This is a genomic window from Streptosporangium sp. NPDC002721, assembly GCF_042888905.1.
In the GTDB taxonomy this organism is placed as follows: domain Bacteria; phylum Actinomycetota; class Actinomycetes; order Streptosporangiales; family Streptosporangiaceae; genus Streptosporangium.
In genome coordinates this window covers 78,013-93,731 of the sequence record NZ_JBIAQI010000019.1, presented here as the reverse complement: position 1 = coordinate 93,731, position 15,719 = coordinate 78,013, and the positions used below count along the sequence as shown (strand labels likewise).

Sequence of the window (15,719 nt, the reverse complement as noted above, 5' to 3'; positions counted from 1 at the left end):
GAACGACCTTCATGAACAGCACAGGACATGATCGATCGAGAACAGTTGAACAGGTTGATCAGACGGGCGGCCGGCGATCGGGGCGGCCAGGCGGCCAGGCGGCACGAAAGACGGTTGCGGAAGCTGGAGGCACGGTAGTGAGTCAGACGGAAATGATCATGTCGTCTCGTTCCTTCGCCGAGTACCGGGCGATGTTCGCGATCGACGACCGCGACCTGGACGGCGTCGTTCTCGACTGCGGTGGCGGGGCGTCCGGTTTCGTCGCGGGGGCCAGGGCGATGGGAGCCCGGGCCCTGGCGGCGGACCCGCTCTACGCGCTCGGCGCCGCAGCGCTCGCCGACCGTCTGCCGGCCGACCTGGACCGGGGCGATGCGATGATCGACGCGAACACGGACCGGTTCGTGTGGGAGTGGTACGGCTCGGCGGAACGGCGTCAGGAGATGCGCGTCAACGCCAGGAGCGAGTTCATGGCCGATATTCGCAGGCATCCGGCCTCGTATCTCGCGGCCGGCCTGCCGCGTCTCCCGATGGCCGACGGCAGCGTCGACATGGTGCTGTGCTCACACCTGCTGTTCACCTGGGCCGGGCGCCTGGATCGGGAGTGGCACCGGTCGGCGATCGAGGAGATGAGCCGGGTCAGCCGAGGTGAGGTCAGGATCTTCCCCCTGGTCCGCCTGGGCGACAGTGAGCCGGTCGGCTTCCTTGACGCGCTTCAGGCGGATCTACGAGCCGAAGGGCTGGTGTGCACGGTGCGCGGGGTCCCCTATGAGTTCCAGCGCGGCGCCGACCACATGCTGACCGTGGGCGAACCTCGACGGTAGGCCCGTACCCGGATACCGGATGCGAGCCCTTGCGACGGACCCGTTCCGGCAGGCGTGTGGTCACACGTCCGCCGGACCGCACGCCACAGCGGGGTGAGGAAGATCTGCGGCCGGTTCCTCAGCAGCAGGCGCTGCTCGCCGCCGGAGACCGCTCGCCGGCCTCCTTCGCGCTCGGGTCGCAGGCGCAAGGGGCCGCCGGATCCTGGGTGGTGCTCGCGGACTTGCCCAGGACGTCGGCGTCGGCCTTGACGACGTAGACCTCCCACGGCTCGGCGCCGGGGCCGGTCACCCACACCTTGTCCTGCAGGGCGTAACAGCAGGAGGTGTCGTTCTCCTCGAAGGTGGCCAGCCCCGCCTCCTTCAGGCGCCGGGTGGCCGCCTCCACCTGGGCGGTGCCGGTGACCTCGACGCCGAGATGGTCCAGGCGGGTGTCGTGGCCCTCCTCGCCCTCCAGCAGCACCAGCTTCAGCGGGGGCTCGGCGACGGCGAAGTTGGCGTACCCCGGACGGCGCTTGGCGGGCTCGACACCGAACAGCTTGGAGTAGAAGGCGATCGAGCCCTCCAGGTCGGAGACGCGCAGGGCGAGCTGAACACGGGACATGGCGATCCTCCACGATCGGTGGTGGGGCGGTGACCGTCACCGCTTCGCCGCTGTTTAGATAAACATCTAGATAGCGGACGTCCTCAGCTTGCAATGCTGATTAGAGATATGTCAACTTAGAGATATGCCGAAACAAGCGTTGCCGATCGTGGACCTCGCCGGGACCGGCGGGTCCGACGGAGCCGGGCAGGCGTGCTGCGCGCCGCTGGTGTGCGAGCCGCTGAACACTGCCGAGGCCGAGGAGCCGGCGCCGCTGTTCAAGGCGATCGCCGATCCGGTACGGCTGCGCCTGCTGTCACCGATCGCCTGCCACGAGGGCGGTGAGGCGTGCGTGTGCGACCTGACCGGCGCCTTCGACCTGACCGGCCCGACCATCAGCCACCACCTGAAGGTGCTGCGCACCGCCGGGCTGATCGACTGCGAACGACGCGGCACCTGGGTCTACTACTGGGTCAACCCCGGCGTGCTGGCGCGGCTGTCGGCGATCCTGGGACCACGCGCCACGACGATGGCATGAGCGACACCACGCAGGCACCGCCCGCCCCGGCGGCCGGAGCGGTGGGGCGGTTGTCGCCACCTTCAGCGCCACCTTCGGTCACCGCCGATCGGCCGCGTGCCGCCGCCCTCGTTCAAGAAGCCGCCGCCCTCGTTCAAGGAGTCATCGTGCTCACCGTCCCCGAGGTGTTGTTCGTGTGCGTGCACAACGCCGGACGCTCCCAGATGGCCGCCGCCCTGCTGGAGCATCACGCCGCCGGACGCGTCACCGTCCGCTCGGCCGGATCGGCTCCCGCCGACTCCGTCAACCCGGCCGTCGTCACGGTCATGGCCGAACTCGGCCTGGACCTGACCCGCGCGTTCCCCAAGCCGCTCACCACCGAGGCCGTCCAGGCCTCCGACGTGGTCGTCACCATGGGCTGCGGCGACGCCTGCCCCGTCTTCCCCGGCAAGCGCTACGAGGACTGGCAACTGGCCGACCCGGCCGGCCAAGGCGTCGAGCAGGTACGCCGCATCCGCGACGAGATCGACGCCCGCGTCCGCGCGCTGCTCGCCGAGCTGGCCCCCGCCCCGGTGGAGCGGGCGTGAGCACCGACGCGGGGCCGCGCGTCACGGCCATGACCGCGGGGCATGCCGCCCAGGTGCTGGCCATCTACCGGCTCGGCATCGACGAAGGCCAGGCCACCTTCGAAACCACCGTCCCGGCCTGGGAGCACTTCGAGGCGGCCAAGCTGCCCGCCCACCGCCACGTCGCCGTCGACCAGGCCGTTGACGCCGACGGCGGCCAGAACGGCGACACCGGCGGCGGCCGGGTGCTGGGCTGGGTCGCGGCGGTCGCGGTCTCCGACCGGTGCGCCTACGCCGGGGTGGTGGAGCACTCGGTCTACGTCCACCCCGCCGCCCGAGGCCGCGGCGTCGGCTCCGCGCTGCTCGCGGCGCTGATCGCCTCCACCGAGGCCGCCGGAATCTGGACGATCCAGTCCGGCGTCTTCCCCGAGAACACCGCCAGCCTCGCGCTGCACGCCCGCGCCGGGTTCCGGGTGATCGGCACCCGGGAACGGATCGGCCGCCACCACGGCCTCTGGCGCGACGTCGTACTGATCGAGCGACGCAGCCCGGTCATCTCCTGACACCACACACGGACCTGGGAGTGCCAGTGTGCGACGAACCGAACGTCGCGCACCGACACTCTCGCGGCACGTCGCGCAGATCACGCACCGTCCGGTGTCCGTGCCGGGCGGCCGGATCCGTGTCGCGGAGCAGGGGAGCGGGTCGCCGACGCCGCTCGTCCACGGCGTCCACGGCGTCCACGGTCCGATTGGATCCACGCCCCCCAGCCCAGCGTGGCAGGTTGAAAGGATGCGGTACGCGAACTGGGGCGAACGTTCCCCACGGTGGGCCGGAATCCACAGCCGGGCGATCGACGTCGCCGGCATCGGCGTCCATTACCTGAGCGCGGGCGAGGGCCGGGGCGGGCCCACCCACCTGCTGATCCATCCCATGGCCGGTAGCGCGTCGATGTGGATGGACACCATCGCCGAGCTGGGCGCCCACGGGCCGGTGATCGCGCCCGACCTGCCGGGCTCGGTCTTCGGCCACACCGGCTCGCCGCACCCGCGCGCGGCCAAGGCCGAGCTGGGCGCGCGTTTCCTGCGGGCGTTCACCGGCCGCCTGGGACTCAGGGCCACCGTCACCCACGGCTGGTCCATGGGCGGCCTGGTCGCGGTGCACTTCGCGACCTCCTCGCCGGACAGGGTCGACCGTCTCGTCCTGGCCTGCCCGGCGCTGCCCGGCCCGATCCCGCCGGACGAGGTCGCCTTCTGGCGCGTTCTGGGCCGCCCGCTGCTCACGGTCGGGCCCGCACTGCTGCGGGGCGTGCTGCGGCTGGCGGGCCGGCGCGCGATCGATCTCAAGCTGCGTACCTACGCCGACCCGGGCGCCTGGTCGAGTGGCGTGGCCGGTGAAGAGCTCGAACGGATCTCGCCCGAGATGCTGACCCTGCTGATGGACGAGCTGCGGACCACCGACCCGCGCCGCCTCGGTGACGCCGCCGCGGCCTTCGCCTCGGTGGTGTCCGCCCTCTACGTCGACCGGGACGCCGTCCACCGGATGATCGACCGGCTCGGCATGCCCACGCTGCTGCTGGCCGGGGCGCGGGACAAGCTGATCACCACGGCCACCGTCGAGGACCTCCTCGCCCGCCGCCCGGACTGGACGCACCGCACCTTTCCTTCGGCCGGGCACCTGCTGCCCCTGTCGGAGACGCGCGACTACGGCACGACGGTCGCCGACTGGCTGGACTGATCCAGCGTCCCCGCGTACGCGCCGAGGCCGAGGCACGCGCCCGGTCCAGTGCCCCGGCGTTCGCGGGCAGGCGTCCCGGCACGTCAACGGCGTGTGGTGAACATGTAGGGTGAGCCCCGCGATGAGCTCAGAATCGACGCCGCTCCGGGCGGCCGCCGAACACCTGGTCACGATCCCCGCCGGGGCGATCTTCCTGCGGGACGAGGGCACGAAGGCGGTCTGGAAGGCGGAGGTCAAGGCCTTCCGGCTGGCGTCGCGTCCGGTGACGCGCGAGCTCTACCGCGACGTTCTGGGCGAGGCGCCCGGGAGTGCGGCGGGGCCGCGGACGCCGGTGACCGAGGTCTCCTGGATGGACGCCGTCCGGTTCTGCAACCTGCTCTCGCGGGCGGAGGGGCTCGACCCCTGCTACTCGACGGGAGCCGACCCCGACGGGCGGGACGTGGTCTGCGAGCCCGAGTCCGGTGGCTACCGCCTTCCGTACGAGGCGGAGTGGGAGTACGCCTGCCGGGCCGGGACCTCCGGCGTCCGCTACGGGGAACTGGACGAGATCGCCTGGCACCGGGGGAACTCCGGCGGCGAGGTGCGCGACGTCGCGACCAGGGCGCCGAACGCGTGGGGACTCCACGACATGATCGGTAACGTGTGGGAATGGTGCTGGGACGTCTACGACCCCGAGGTCTACGGCCCGTACCGCGTGTTCCGCGGGGGAAGCTGGTGCGACCTGCCCCGGAGCTGCCGGGCCTCGTGCCGTCGCAGGAGCCATCCCGCCTTCCGCGTCGACGACCTGGGATTCCGGCTCGCCCGGTCGCTGTGAACGGGGCCGCCGGGACCGGCCGACCGTGGGTTCCCGCTTCGGACGGGCCTGGTGGAGGCGGAGGCCGGTTGACTGGGCGGGCCCTACGCCGCCGGTGAAGGCGCCCCGGGGGCGGAGGGCGACGATCTTCGCGAGATGGGAGTCTCGTGACGGTATTTGGACACGATCTTTCCGTATTGTGGACCGTTGTTTGGCGTCTCGTTCCAACCCTCGGTATTCTCGATCTCAAGGCCGAGAGGCGCTGCAACGGGCTCACGCCCGCCACGCTCGGCCCGGATCTTCCGGCAAGGGCGCCTCCCACGATGGGAGGCTGACCGGTGAACGGATCTTCGAAGCACGACGAGCGCGACCTCGTACCCACTGATGGCGTGCCGGGAGCCGAGGAGCGCGCGCGGGCCCTGCGGGAGCTGCTGGACCAGCGGATCCTGGTGCTCGACGGGGCCTGGGGCACGATGCTGCAGGGGGCCTCGCTCACCCCGGCCGACTATCGCGGCGACCGGTTCCTCGACCACCCGCGCGACGTGACCGGCGACCCCGACCTGCTGAACCTGACGCGTCCCGACGTCATCCTCGACATCCACCGGCAGTACCTCGCGGCCGGCGCGGACATCACCACCACCAACACCTTCACCGCCACGAGCATCGGCCAGGCCGACTACGGGCTGGAGTCGCTGGTGCGGGAGATGAACGTGCGGGCCGCCCAGCTCGCGCGCCAGGCCGCCGACGAGGCGGGCGGGCGTTTCGTGGCCGGTTCGATCGGCCCGCTGAACGTCACGCTGTCGCTGTCCCCGCGCGTCGAGGACCCCGCCTACCGGGCGGTCTCGTTCGACGAGGTCCGCGCCGCGTACGCCGAGCAGATCAGCGCGCTGGCCGAGGGCGGCGTCGACCTGCTGCTGATCGAGACGATCTTCGACACGCTCAACGCGAAGGCCGCGATCGCCGCCGCGCGCGAGGTCGCCCCGCACCTGCCGCTGTGGATCTCGGTGACGATCGTCGACCTGAGCGGGCGCACGCTGTCGGGACAGACCGTGGAGGCGTTCTGGAGCGCGATCCGGCACGCCGAGCCGCTCGTGGTCGGCGTGAACTGCTCGCTGGGCGCCGAGCAGATGCGCCCGCACGTCGCCGAGCTGGCGCGCCTGGCCGGCACCTACGTCGCCTGCCACCCCAACGCGGGCCTGCCCAACGCGTTCGGCGGCTACGACGAGACCCCCGAGGAGACGGCGGCGCTGCTCGACGAGTTCGCCAGGTCGGGGATGGTCAACGTCGTCGGCGGGTGCTGCGGGACCTCGCCGGCGCACATCGAGCGGATCGCGGCCGCGGTGTCCGGCCTCCCGCCGCGCCAGGTCGCGGAACCGTCGGTCCGCACCCGTTTCAGCGGCCTGGAGCCCTTCGAGATCGGCCCGGACACCGGCTTCGTCATGATCGGCGAGCGCACCAACGTCACCGGCTCGGCGCGCTTCCGCCGCCTGATCGAGGGCGGCGACCACCAGGCGGCCGTCGACGTCGCGCTGGAGCAGGTACGCGGCGGCGCCAACCTGCTTGACGTCAACATGGACGCCGACCTGCTCGACAGCGAGCAGGCCATGACCACCTTCCTGAACCTGATCGCGACCGAGCCGGAGGTCGCCCGCATCCCGGTCATGATCGACAGCTCGCGGTGGAGCGTGCTGGAGGCCGGGCTCAAGTGCGTTCAGGGCAAGGGCGTCGTCAACTCGATCAGCCTCAAGGAGGGCGAGGAGTCCTTCCTGGAGCAGGCCCGGATCATCCGTGACTACGGCGCGGGCGTCGTGGTGATGGCCTTCGACGAGCAGGGGCAGGCCGACACCGCCGAGCGCAAGGTGTCGATCTGCGCCCGCGCCTACGACCTGCTGACCCAGAAGGCCGGGTTCGCCCCCGAGGACATCGTGTTCGACCCCAACGTGCTCGCGGTCGCCACCGGCATCAGCGAGCACAACGGCTACGCCAAGGCGTTCATCGAGGCGCTGCCGAAGATCAAGGAGCGTTGTCCGGGGGCGCTGACCAGCGGCGGCATCTCCAACCTGTCGTTCTCCTTCCGCGGCAACGACGTCGTGCGCGAGGCGATGCACTCGGCGTTCCTGCTGCACGCGGTACGCGCCGGGCTGGACATGGGCATCGTCAACGCCGGGCAGCTCGCGGTCTACCAGGACATCCCCGCCGACCTGCTCGAACTCGTCGAGGACGTCATCTTCGACCGGCGCGAGGACGCCACCGACCGGCTCGTCACCTTCGCCGAGACGGTGAGCGGATCGGGCACCCGCCGCGTCGTGGACCTGGCCTGGCGCGACGCCCCGGTGGAGGAGCGCCTGTCGTACGCCCTCGTGCACGGCATCGTCGACTTCATCGAGGACGACACCGAGGAGGCCCGGCAGCAGAAGGCGCGCCCCCTGGAGGTGATCGAGGGGCCGCTCATGGACGGGATGAAGGTCGTGGGCGACCTGTTCGGGTCGGGGAAGATGTTCCTGCCGCAGGTGGTGAAGAGCGCGCGGGTGATGAAGCGCTCGGTCGCCTACCTGGAGCCGTTCATGGAGGCCGAGAAGGAGCAGGCGCGGCTGGAGGGACGCATCGACACCGGCCGCGGCCAGGGCAAGGTGGTGCTCGCCACCGTCAAGGGCGACGTGCACGACATCGGCAAGAACATCGTGGGCGTCGTCCTCGGCTGCAACAACTACGAGGTGATCGACCTCGGGGTGATGGTCCCCGCCTCGGTCATCCTCGACACCGCGATCTCCGAGGGCGCGGACGTCATCGGGCTGTCCGGGCTGATCACCCCGTCGCTGGACGAGATGGTCACCGTCGCCGACGAGATGCAGCGCCGCGGGCTGAAGCTGCCCCTGCTGGTCGGCGGCGCCACCACCTCGCGCCAGCACACCGCGGTCCGCATCGCCCCCGCCTACGAGAAGCCCACGGTCCACGTGCTCGACGCCTCCCGCGTCGTCGGCGTGGTCTCCGACCTGCTGGACGCAGGCCGTTCACAGGCGCTGGAGGAGAGCAACCGCGCCGACCAGGAGCGCCTGCGCGAGCAGTACGCCAACAAGCAGCGCACCCCGCTGCTGAGCGTCGAGAAGGCCCGCGCGAACCCCGAGAAGGTCTCCTTCGAGGACCTGCCGGTCCCCGGCTTCACCGGCGTCCGTGTCGTGGAGCCGGACCTGGAGACCCTCCGGGCGATGATCGACTGGCAGTTCCTCTTCCTGGCCTGGGAGCTGAAGGGCAAGTATCCGGCCATCCTCGACCAGCCGGTGGCCCGCGAGCTCTTCGACGACGCCAACACCATGCTCGACCAGATCATCGCCGAGGGGAGCTTCCAGGCCAGGGGCGCCTACGGCTACTGGCCGGCCCACTCCGAGGGCGACGACATCGTGCTCGAGGACGGTCTCCGGCTGCCGATGCTGCGCCAGCAGACGGCCAAGCCCGACGGCCGCCCCAACCGGTGCCTGGCCGACTACATCGCCCCGGCCGGGGACCACCTGGGCGGTTTCGCCGTGGCCGTGCACGGCGCCGAGGAGCTCGCGGCCCGCTACGAGGCCCAGAACGACGACTACCGGTCGATCATGGTGAAGGCCCTCGCCGACCGCCTGGCCGAGGCGTTCGCCGAGCACATCCACCTACAGGCGCGGCGCGGCTGGTTCGAGCCGGACGCCGACCCCCTCATCGAGGACCTGCACGCCGAGCGCTTCCGGGGCATCCGCCCCGCGCTCGGCTACCCCGCGAGCCCGGACCACAGCGAGAAGCGGGAGCTGTTCGAGCTGCTCGGCGCCGACAAGCTCGGCATGGACCTGACCGAGTCCTTCGCGATGACCCCGGCCGCGAGCGTGAGCGGGCTTATCTTCGCCCACGAGTCGTCGCGCTACTTCACCGTGGGACGCCTTGGCAGGGACCAGGTCGAGGACTACGCCGTGCGCCGGGGCATGGAACTCACCGAGGTCGAGCGCTGGCTGCGGCCCAACCTCGCCTATGACCCGAGCTGACCCGAACTGTCGGCCGGTGTCGTGGGGCGTTCACGGCCCCGGCCGACAGGATTCACCTCTGAAGCCACCGCATGAACCATGACGCCCTGCCACAGGAGACGTGCCGTGAGGTCTTCCAAGAGCTGATGCCCAACGGATTGGCCCGGCGCCTTCACCTGAGTGAAGGGAGACTCGCCGAGGCGGTTCCTGGTTTGAGCGGAATCCGGTGCGTGGGGAACGGCTTCGGTGGGGATCAAGGTGCCCCAGCGACTACTGGAGCACATGGGTACCGGGCGAGGGGAGGGGATTTCTGGGCGTCCTTCCAGATGTCTCACTCGCCGCCGAGAGCGTCTGGGACGTCGTGTTCTTTTGCGTGCCTGGGTTGGTGTTGCGGGCCACGATGAATCGGGAGGTCCGACCTTCGCAGTGGTCAGGTCTCGGAGAGCCGGAACCAGACCACCCTGCCGGTCGGGGTCTCGTACCAGCCCCACGAGGTGGACAGTTCCTGGACCAGCCAGAGGCCGCGTCCGCCGCCGCTGTCGGGGTCGGCGGGGGAGCAGATGTGGGGCGCCTGTCCGGTTGATCCGGCGTCGATCACGTCGATGTGGAGCGTTCCATCGTGGTTGGCGACGGCGACGGAGACCCGGCCGTCGGGATGACGGCCGGAGTCGGAGTGGCGTACCGCGTTGGTGAAAAGTTCGCTGACCAGCAGCAGCGCGTCGTCGGTCTGCTTGTGGTCGAGGCGGTCGAGCAGGTCACGGACGTAGCGGCGGGCCAGGGGGACGGACTCCACTTCGGCGGGAAGGTCGGCCCGCCCCAGCGGCTCCGGCATTCTCATCGCGCCACCTCCAGGAGTCGCTCCGCCGCCATCCGCATCCTGCTCCGGCCCTGCCGGTCGCGGTTCGCACGGGTGGAGGTTCGCTCCCAGGTGAACACCGAGGTATGGCCCCGCTGCGCGGTGACGACCCTCGACCGCCCCGACGGCATGAAGATCTCCACGCTCGGCCGACGGCCGGGCGAGAGCCGGACCACGGAGTCGAACCCAAGATCATTCAACTCCCAGGCCAACTCCAGCAACTCACCACCCCACCCTTGAAGATCACGAATCTTCATCTTCCTGCCATCCCTCCGTCGGTCCTGAAGTGTTCGGCGTTGGACGTGATGGGCTTGCGGCTTACGCGAAACGGGCTGCAAAGCCTGAGACTGCGACGTACCATCACTCTCGGTGAGCGAGCACGCGCTAAATCTGCACCTGCAAATCTGAATCTGCAAGCACTTTCGCACAACCAGTTAAAGACTCATTACGATCTGTGATCAACAAGCGTCTTGGGAGGGAGCCCCATGGTCAGCTTCTCGCCGACCGTCCGCCATCGACGATTGCTGCAGGAGTTGCGACAACTCCGCACCGCGACCGGCCTCAAGCAGGAGGAGGTGGCTGATCATCTGAACTGGTCGACGTCGAGGATGACCAAAGTGGAAGGCGGGACGCTGCGGATCTCCGTCAACGACGTCCGGGCCATGTTGCAGCTCTACGGACTCCGTGAGGGCGCTGAGTACGATGCGCTCGTCCAGCTGGCGAAACAGGCGAAGGAGCGAGGGTGGTGGCATGCCTACAGCGATGTGATCCCGCAGTGGTTCCAGGTCTACATAGGGCTGGAAGCAGAGGCGTCGTCACTTCGTAACTACGAACCCGAACTCGTTCACGGGCTCTTCCAGACCGAAGATTACGCTCGCGCGATCTACCGGGCGGCGCGGGTGACCGACGCACCCGACGAGATAGAGCGGCACGTCAGCTTGCGCATGGCCCGGCAGGATGTCATCACCCGATCCGAGCAGCCCATGAACTTCTGGGCGATCGTGAACGAGGCCGCTCTGCGTCGCCGCGTCGGTGGTACCCGTGTCATGAAAGAGCAGCTCCAGCACCTCGCGGACATTTCGGCTCAACCAAATGTGACCATCCAGGTCTTGCCTTACGTCATCGGCGCTCACGCGGCGATGCTCGGATCGTTCGCCATCCTGTCCTTCTCCGATGGAGCGAGTGAAGTCACCTACCTGGAGTACATAACGGGCAGTCTCTATCTGGAGAAGACCGAAGAGATTCGGGCATATACGCTGGCATATGACCACCTGCGTGCTTCAGCTCTCGATCCTCGGGATTCAATCGACATGATCGCGAAGCTCGCAAAAGAAGATCTATAAGCGTTGAAAGGGGCAAAGTGTCCCACGAAGAAATACCTCGGGCGGTCTGGCGAAAGAGCAGCCTTAGCGGTGGGAACGGTGGCAGTTGCGTTGAAGTGGCTTCTTTGAACGGAGGACGTGTAGGTGTTCGTGACAGCAAGGATCGGAGCGGGCCGGCGCTGATTTTCACCTCCACTGAGTGGCAGACCTTCGTCAGCGGCATCAAGGGCGGTTCCCTTGCGGATCCGGCCGCTTGACGGCTTATCCGAGACGCCAGCCACGGTCGCGGCTTGGACTGCTTGGACTGTTGGAGTGCTGTCTGTCGGTCACGTCGCCGTGAAGAGTGCCGTTCCAGAGAGGGAGCGGCAACATATCTGTGGCGGGCTTCGGGGCGCGCGTTATCGACTGGCAGGCTCGGGTGAGCGTCGGTGTCCTCAAGATGACATTCGTGTTCCGCTGGAAGTTTCCGAAACGGTGGAGACGAAGCCGCATAGCGCCTGACCTGCCAGGCGAGATTTGCGATGATGTCTCGGGCAGGGCGCGGATCACAAAATGGGGGAGGGGTGAGGTGATGGCGTTTGACCCGAAGCTGACGGCGGCGCTGTCGGGTGCCACGCTCCGTCAGCTCGCCCACTGGCGCAAGGCCGGCGTCAACCGTGGCGCGGTGCTGATCCCGGAGATCTCCAGCACCCGGCCCGTTCTCTACTCCTTCCGCGATGTGGTGGCGTTGCGGACCTGCGTCAAGCTGCGCAACGACGCCTCGCTGCAAAAGATCAGGCGGGCGCTCGACACCCTCCGCGGCGATTTGCAGGAGCACGATCACCTTTCGTCGTACACACTGGTCGCCGACGGCAGCAGCATCTACCTGGCCGAGTCCGACCAGGCGGTCGACCTGGTACGCAGGAAAGCCAACGTGGTCATCCACGAGATGGTCGATGTCCTGCAGCCGTTCTACCGCGATGGCAGGCACATCCCGCCGCTGCTGAGGCCCCGTGCGCATGTGACGGTGAACCCGGCGATTCGCGGCGGAGTGCCGGTGATCGAGGGCACCCGCGTTCCCTATGACGAGGTCGCCGCTCTCCTTCGAGACGGGCTCCCCCCGGAGCGGATCTCCGAGTACTACCCGAGCGTCACTCCTACGGCGGCCCTGGACGCCGCCGACTTCGCCGACTACGTCAACAGCTACGATCCCCCCAAGGAACCACGTGAGGCTGCTGCTGGATGAGAACGTGTCCCGGCCGCTCCACCAGGCCATCATCGCCTTCGTGCTGGGGCATGAGATCGTCCATCTGCTGGATCTCGACCGCTGGTCTGGGACCCGGGACGAAAACCTCTACCCCCGAGCGGTGGCCGAGGGATTCCACGTCATCCTGACCAACGACGCCCGGCAGATGCAGCGCCCCCGGGAGGTCGAGGCGATCGCCGCTTCCGGGCTGCATCGGATCGAATACCCACACAAGCACCCCGGCATGATCGGAATCGGCCTGGCGATCGCCACCGTCGCCGCCGGACTGCCCGCTGCGTTGAATCTCCTCACCGGGGCGGACGGGCAGCGCCTGGTGACCTTACGCGGTATCGACTCGACCCCGGCCAGTCGCCTGCGCGTCGTCGATCCCGCTGCCACTCCGCCCAAGTATTGGCCGAAGTCGCAGGAATGACACTTTGATCGAATGGGCCGATCCGTGGCGGAACACGCATCCGTCATTGTTCATTGGGGTTGCCAGATCACTTCTGGGGACAAGCTTGGCGTCGCTCCGGCGGGGCAGCCAGAGCCATTTTCGTGGATCCGGTGAAGAGCGGATCATGAGGTCTTCGAGTTTCTCGGCGAAGCTCTCCCGACGGATGATGTTGTGCCGGGTCTTTTGCTCGATCAACCGGCGTAGCGCCTCGGCCGTCAGGTGTGGGGTCTCGGTGTTCTGGAGTTCGCGTAAATGTTCACCGTTGAGGTTGGTGATGTCGAGATTGCCAAGGCCGGCCTCGGCGTACAGGTCGGTGATCGTGTCGGCGTCGACGACGGAGGCCGCGAACTGGGAAAGGTAGCCGTTGACCTCCGAGGCCAACGGCTTGCCACTGGCCTCGCGGTCTGTGGCGTCCAGCTTCACCATCCAGGCGCGCACCTCTCGGAAGAAGGCGATGTCGTTGCGCCAAGAGGTGAGATTGAGACGCGGCCCGCACCCCGGACAGGCCCGCGCTCACCCGCTCCAGGATCTGGTCGCGTGCGGCGTCGCCGAGTAGCGCGAGCCCGTCGTGGAGCAGATCTGGGCCCGCGACCTCACCCGAACCCCTGGCGCGCCCGGGTGGACGCGAACAACCGGGCGCGCATGGATCACTCGCTCAGCCTGATCCGCGCGTGCAGCCGCCGCAGGGGGCCGGGCGCCCACCAGTTGGCCCGGCCCGCGAGCCGCATGAAGGCCGGCACCATGATCGCCCGGATGATCGTGGCATCCACCAGGATCGCCACCGCCATCCCGACGCCGAGCATCTGCACGAAGGAGACGCCCGCGGTGACGTAGGCCGCGAAGGAGATCGCCAGGATCGCACCGGCGGCGGTGATCAGCGGAGCACTGCGCTGGAGCCCTGCCGTGACGGCGGCGGCGGTGTCGCCCGTGCGGTCGTACTCCTCCTTGATCCGCGACAGCAGGAACACCTCGTAGTCCATCGAGAGCCCGTACCCGATGCAGAACATCAGGATGGGAATGCTCGGATCGAGGGTGCCCGTCGCGGTGAAGCCGAGCAGGCCCGACAGGTTCCCGTCCTGGTAGATCCACACGAGCGCGCCCAGCATCACCGACAGGCTCAGCAGGTTGAGCATCGTGGCCTTCAACGGGATCAGCAGGCTTCCCGTCATCAGGAACAGGATGACGAACGTCACCACGAGGATCAGCCCGAGCAGCAGCGGGAGCCGGTCCACCACCGCCTGCCGGTAGTCGCCGAGCTCTGCTGGGTAGCCGCCGACCAGCACCTCGAACGGCGCCGCCTGCGCCCGCACGTCCCGTACCAGGCCCACCGGATCACGCTCCATCAGCTCCGCGGCCGGCACCACGGACAGCCAGGTCCCCTCGTCGCCCTGGAACCGCCCGGGATCGCCGTCGCCGACCCGCTGCCCCTCGGCGTAGGATCCCGCCGCCGAGTCCACCTGGGCGACCCCGGGCAGCCGCGACAGCGCGGCCGCGTAGCCGGGCACCCCCGCCGCGTCGGCGGCCCCGGCGGAGACGACCTGCAGCGCGTCGCTCTCCTCCGCGGGGAACTCCGCCCGGATCACCTCGGAGGTCTGCCGCGCCGGCGCCGAGGTGGGCAGGATGCGATCGTCTGCGACGCCGAAGTTCAGCCCGAGGAAGGGCGAGCCGAGCAACAGGAGCACCACCGTCGCCACTCCGCCGAAGATCAGCGGCTTGCGCATGACGCGCGTGGCCAGGCCGCGCCAGAACGTGCCGTTCTCCTCCTTCGTACGGCGGGGCAGCACCCGGTCACCGATCGCGGCGAGCGCCGCGGGCAGGACGATCATGGCACCGGCCACTCCCCCGATGACCACCGCGATCCCCGCGTAGCCGAAGGACCGGAAGAAGTCGAAGGGCATCAGCAGCAGCACCGCGAGCGAGGCCGCCACGGTCACCCCACTGAAGATCACCGTACGGCCTGCCTTCTCGACGCTTCTGGCGACCGCCTCGTGCCGGTCATGGCCCAGCCGTACCTCCTCGCGGAACCGCGAGACCATGAACAGCGCGTAGTCGATGCCGAGGCCGAGGCCGAGCGCCAGCGTCAGGTTGAGCGCGAAGGTGGAGACATCGGAGTAGAGCAGCGGCAGGCGGATCAGAGCCAGCGAGACCACCATCACGAAGACGCCCAGCACGATGGGCACCACGGCCGCCACCAGGCGGCGCAGGAAGATCCAGAGCAGTATGAACACCAGGGGAAAGATCACCATCTCGGCCCGCACGAAGTCCTGCCTGGCCAGCGGGACGGTCTGGCGGTAGACCTCCTCCCCGCCGCCCGCCTGAACGGCGATCGTGTCGTCGCCTCGGGTCACCTCGGGGATGATTCGCGGCAGGATCTGTCCCCTGACCAGGTTGGCGTCCCCCGGGATGCGTGCGAGCACGAGCGCGTGCGCGCGGTTCTCGCTGCGCAGCGTCGCGGGGGTGCCCCGCGACCAGTAGGAGGCTGCCTCGGCCACGCCGTCGAAGGCGGCCAGCCGGCTCGTCAGCTCCCGGCCGGCGGCGGCCACGGCGGGGTCGTCCACGTTCCCGTCCCTGGCGGTGACGAGCAGGACGAGGTCGGCACTACCCGTGCCGAACCGCTCGGCCAGCTCGTTCTGCGCCTGGTCGGACTCCGAGCCCGGCGCGTCGTAGCGGGCGAGGGACAGCCCGCTCACGGTGCCGGCCGCCAGCGTGCCCATGACGACCGTGCCGAGCAGGGCCAGGATCATCACCAGGCGGCGGCGCCGTACCAGCAGGTAGCCGAGGCGGCGCAGCGGGGGCACCGGCGGCGCGGCCAGCGGAGGGGCGTGGGTGCGGACGGTCATCTTGATCAACCCCGAAGTCGGT

15 protein-coding genes, 1 pseudogene and 1 riboswitch are annotated in these 15,719 nt (G+C 69.1%); of the genes and pseudogenes, 11 read left to right on the top strand and 5 right to left on the bottom strand.

What is annotated here, in order from left to right; genetic code table 11:
* Positions 1–158 precede the first annotated feature (158 nt).
* A complete protein-coding gene (locus ACFYWM_RS26835) occupies positions 159–821 on the top strand; it encodes a hypothetical protein (protein WP_389918594.1) in 663 nt (220 codons plus the stop codon).
* A 118-nt stretch (positions 822–939) separates the two neighbouring features.
* On the opposite strand, the gene ACFYWM_RS26830 is transcribed toward ACFYWM_RS26835, so the two are convergent.
* Positions 940–1,422, bottom strand: a complete 483-nt coding sequence (locus ACFYWM_RS26830; RefSeq protein WP_389918591.1) for an ArsI/CadI family heavy metal resistance metalloenzyme — start codon at positions 1,420–1,422, stop codon at positions 940–942.
* 124 nt (positions 1,423–1,546) lie between these two features.
* Between ACFYWM_RS26830 and ACFYWM_RS26825 the strand changes: the two genes are divergently transcribed.
* The 6 genes from ACFYWM_RS26825 to metH all read left to right on the top strand — a co-directional run bounded on the left by ACFYWM_RS26825 (position 1,547) and on the right by metH (position 9,021).
* Positions 1,547–1,939: a metalloregulator ArsR/SmtB family transcription factor gene (locus ACFYWM_RS26825; RefSeq protein ID WP_389918588.1), complete on the top strand. Its 393-nt coding sequence runs from the start codon at positions 1,547–1,549 to the stop codon at positions 1,937–1,939.
* Between the two features lie 146 nt (positions 1,940–2,085).
* On the top strand, positions 2,086–2,505 hold the full coding sequence (locus ACFYWM_RS26820) for an arsenate reductase ArsC (protein ID WP_389918585.1): 420 nt from the start codon (positions 2,086–2,088) through the stop codon (positions 2,503–2,505).
* A complete protein-coding gene (locus ACFYWM_RS26815; protein ID WP_389918582.1) occupies positions 2,502–3,047 on the top strand; it encodes a GNAT family N-acetyltransferase in 546 nt (181 codons plus the stop codon). Before ACFYWM_RS26820 ends, ACFYWM_RS26815 begins: the two co-directional genes overlap by 4 nt.
* Before the next feature lie 229 nt (positions 3,048–3,276).
* Entirely contained in the window at positions 3,277–4,221 is a 945-nt protein-coding gene (locus tag ACFYWM_RS26810; protein ID WP_389918579.1) for an alpha/beta fold hydrolase, read from the top strand.
* A gap of 121 nt (positions 4,222–4,342) precedes the next feature.
* Positions 4,343–5,035, top strand: a complete 693-nt coding sequence (locus ACFYWM_RS26805; protein WP_389918576.1) for a formylglycine-generating enzyme family protein — start codon at positions 4,343–4,345, stop codon at positions 5,033–5,035.
* Between the two features lie 227 nt (positions 5,036–5,262).
* Positions 5,263–5,338, top strand: a riboswitch (S-adenosyl-L-homocysteine riboswitch).
* A gap of 65 nt (positions 5,339–5,403) precedes the next feature.
* On the top strand, positions 5,404–9,021 hold the full coding sequence (gene metH, locus ACFYWM_RS26800) for a methionine synthase (protein ID WP_389918882.1): 3,618 nt from the start codon (positions 5,404–5,406) through the stop codon (positions 9,019–9,021).
* Between the two features lie 409 nt (positions 9,022–9,430).
* Here the strand turns inward: metH and ACFYWM_RS26795 are convergent, their stop codons facing one another.
* Both ACFYWM_RS26795 and ACFYWM_RS26790 read right to left on the bottom strand, forming a co-directional pair.
* Complete coding sequence (locus ACFYWM_RS26795) at positions 9,431–9,838, bottom strand: ATP-binding protein (protein ID WP_389918573.1); 408 nt, start codon at positions 9,836–9,838, stop codon at positions 9,431–9,433.
* Complete coding sequence (locus ACFYWM_RS26790; protein WP_389918570.1) at positions 9,835–10,113, bottom strand: hypothetical protein; 279 nt, start codon at positions 10,111–10,113, stop codon at positions 9,835–9,837. Before ACFYWM_RS26790 ends, ACFYWM_RS26795 begins: the two co-directional genes overlap by 4 nt.
* 228 nt (positions 10,114–10,341) lie before the next feature.
* Here ACFYWM_RS26790 and ACFYWM_RS26785 point away from each other — a divergent pair, with 228 nt between their 5' ends.
* From ACFYWM_RS26785 to ACFYWM_RS26770, 4 genes are all read left to right on the top strand, one after another.
* Positions 10,342–11,199: a helix-turn-helix domain-containing protein gene (locus ACFYWM_RS26785; RefSeq protein ID WP_389918567.1), complete on the top strand. Its 858-nt coding sequence runs from the start codon at positions 10,342–10,344 to the stop codon at positions 11,197–11,199.
* A gap of 17 nt (positions 11,200–11,216) precedes the next feature.
* The gene (locus tag ACFYWM_RS26780; protein ID WP_389918564.1) at positions 11,217–11,435 is read left to right on the top strand and encodes a DUF397 domain-containing protein; all 219 of its coding nucleotides are present in this window, start codon (positions 11,217–11,219) and stop codon (positions 11,433–11,435) included.
* 314 nt (positions 11,436–11,749) lie between these two features.
* Entirely contained in the window at positions 11,750–12,403 is a 654-nt protein-coding gene (locus ACFYWM_RS26775) for a DUF433 domain-containing protein (RefSeq protein WP_389918561.1), read from the top strand.
* Positions 12,384–12,836: a hypothetical protein gene (locus ACFYWM_RS26770; RefSeq protein WP_389918558.1), complete on the top strand. Its 453-nt coding sequence runs from the start codon at positions 12,384–12,386 to the stop codon at positions 12,834–12,836. Before ACFYWM_RS26775 ends, ACFYWM_RS26770 begins: the two co-directional genes overlap by 20 nt.
* On the opposite strand, the pseudogene ACFYWM_RS26765 reads toward ACFYWM_RS26770, so the two are convergent.
* Together ACFYWM_RS26765 and ACFYWM_RS26760 are read right to left on the bottom strand one after the other, a co-directional pair.
* Positions 12,744–13,340, bottom strand: a pseudogene (locus ACFYWM_RS26765) (type I restriction enzyme endonuclease domain-containing protein); the annotation flags it as partial. The gene ACFYWM_RS26770 and the pseudogene ACFYWM_RS26765 overlap by 93 nt on opposite strands.
* Before the next feature lie 164 nt (positions 13,341–13,504).
* Positions 13,505–15,697 carry an MMPL family transporter gene (locus ACFYWM_RS26760; protein WP_389918555.1) on the bottom strand — a complete coding sequence of 731 codons (2,193 nt, stop codon included), beginning with the start codon at positions 15,695–15,697 and terminating at the stop codon, positions 13,505–13,507.
* Positions 15,698–15,719: the final 22 nt, after the last annotated feature.

Coding starts and splice junctions, on each gene's coding strand:
- ACFYWM_RS26775 (WP_389918561.1), top strand. CDS start 11,750: ATGGCGTTTGACCCGAAGCTGACGGCGGCGCTGTCGGGTGCCACGCTC.
- ACFYWM_RS26790 (WP_389918570.1), bottom strand. CDS start 10,113: ATGAAGATTCGTGATCTTCAAGGGTGGGGTGGTGAGTTGCTGGAGTTG.
- ACFYWM_RS26785 (WP_389918567.1), top strand. CDS start 10,342: ATGGTCAGCTTCTCGCCGACCGTCCGCCATCGACGATTGCTGCAGGAG.
- ACFYWM_RS26760 (WP_389918555.1), bottom strand. CDS start 15,697: ATGACCGTCCGCACCCACGCCCCTCCGCTGGCCGCGCCGCCGGTGCCC.
- ACFYWM_RS26805 (WP_389918576.1), top strand. CDS start 4,343: ATGAGCTCAGAATCGACGCCGCTCCGGGCGGCCGCCGAACACCTGGTC.
- ACFYWM_RS26810 (WP_389918579.1), top strand. CDS start 3,277: ATGCGGTACGCGAACTGGGGCGAACGTTCCCCACGGTGGGCCGGAATC.
- ACFYWM_RS26795 (WP_389918573.1), bottom strand. CDS start 9,838: ATGAGAATGCCGGAGCCGCTGGGGCGGGCCGACCTTCCCGCCGAAGTG.
- ACFYWM_RS26830 (WP_389918591.1), bottom strand. CDS start 1,422: ATGTCCCGTGTTCAGCTCGCCCTGCGCGTCTCCGACCTGGAGGGCTCG.
- ACFYWM_RS26835 (WP_389918594.1), top strand. CDS start 159: ATGTCGTCTCGTTCCTTCGCCGAGTACCGGGCGATGTTCGCGATCGAC.
- ACFYWM_RS26825 (WP_389918588.1), top strand. CDS start 1,547: ATGCCGAAACAAGCGTTGCCGATCGTGGACCTCGCCGGGACCGGCGGG.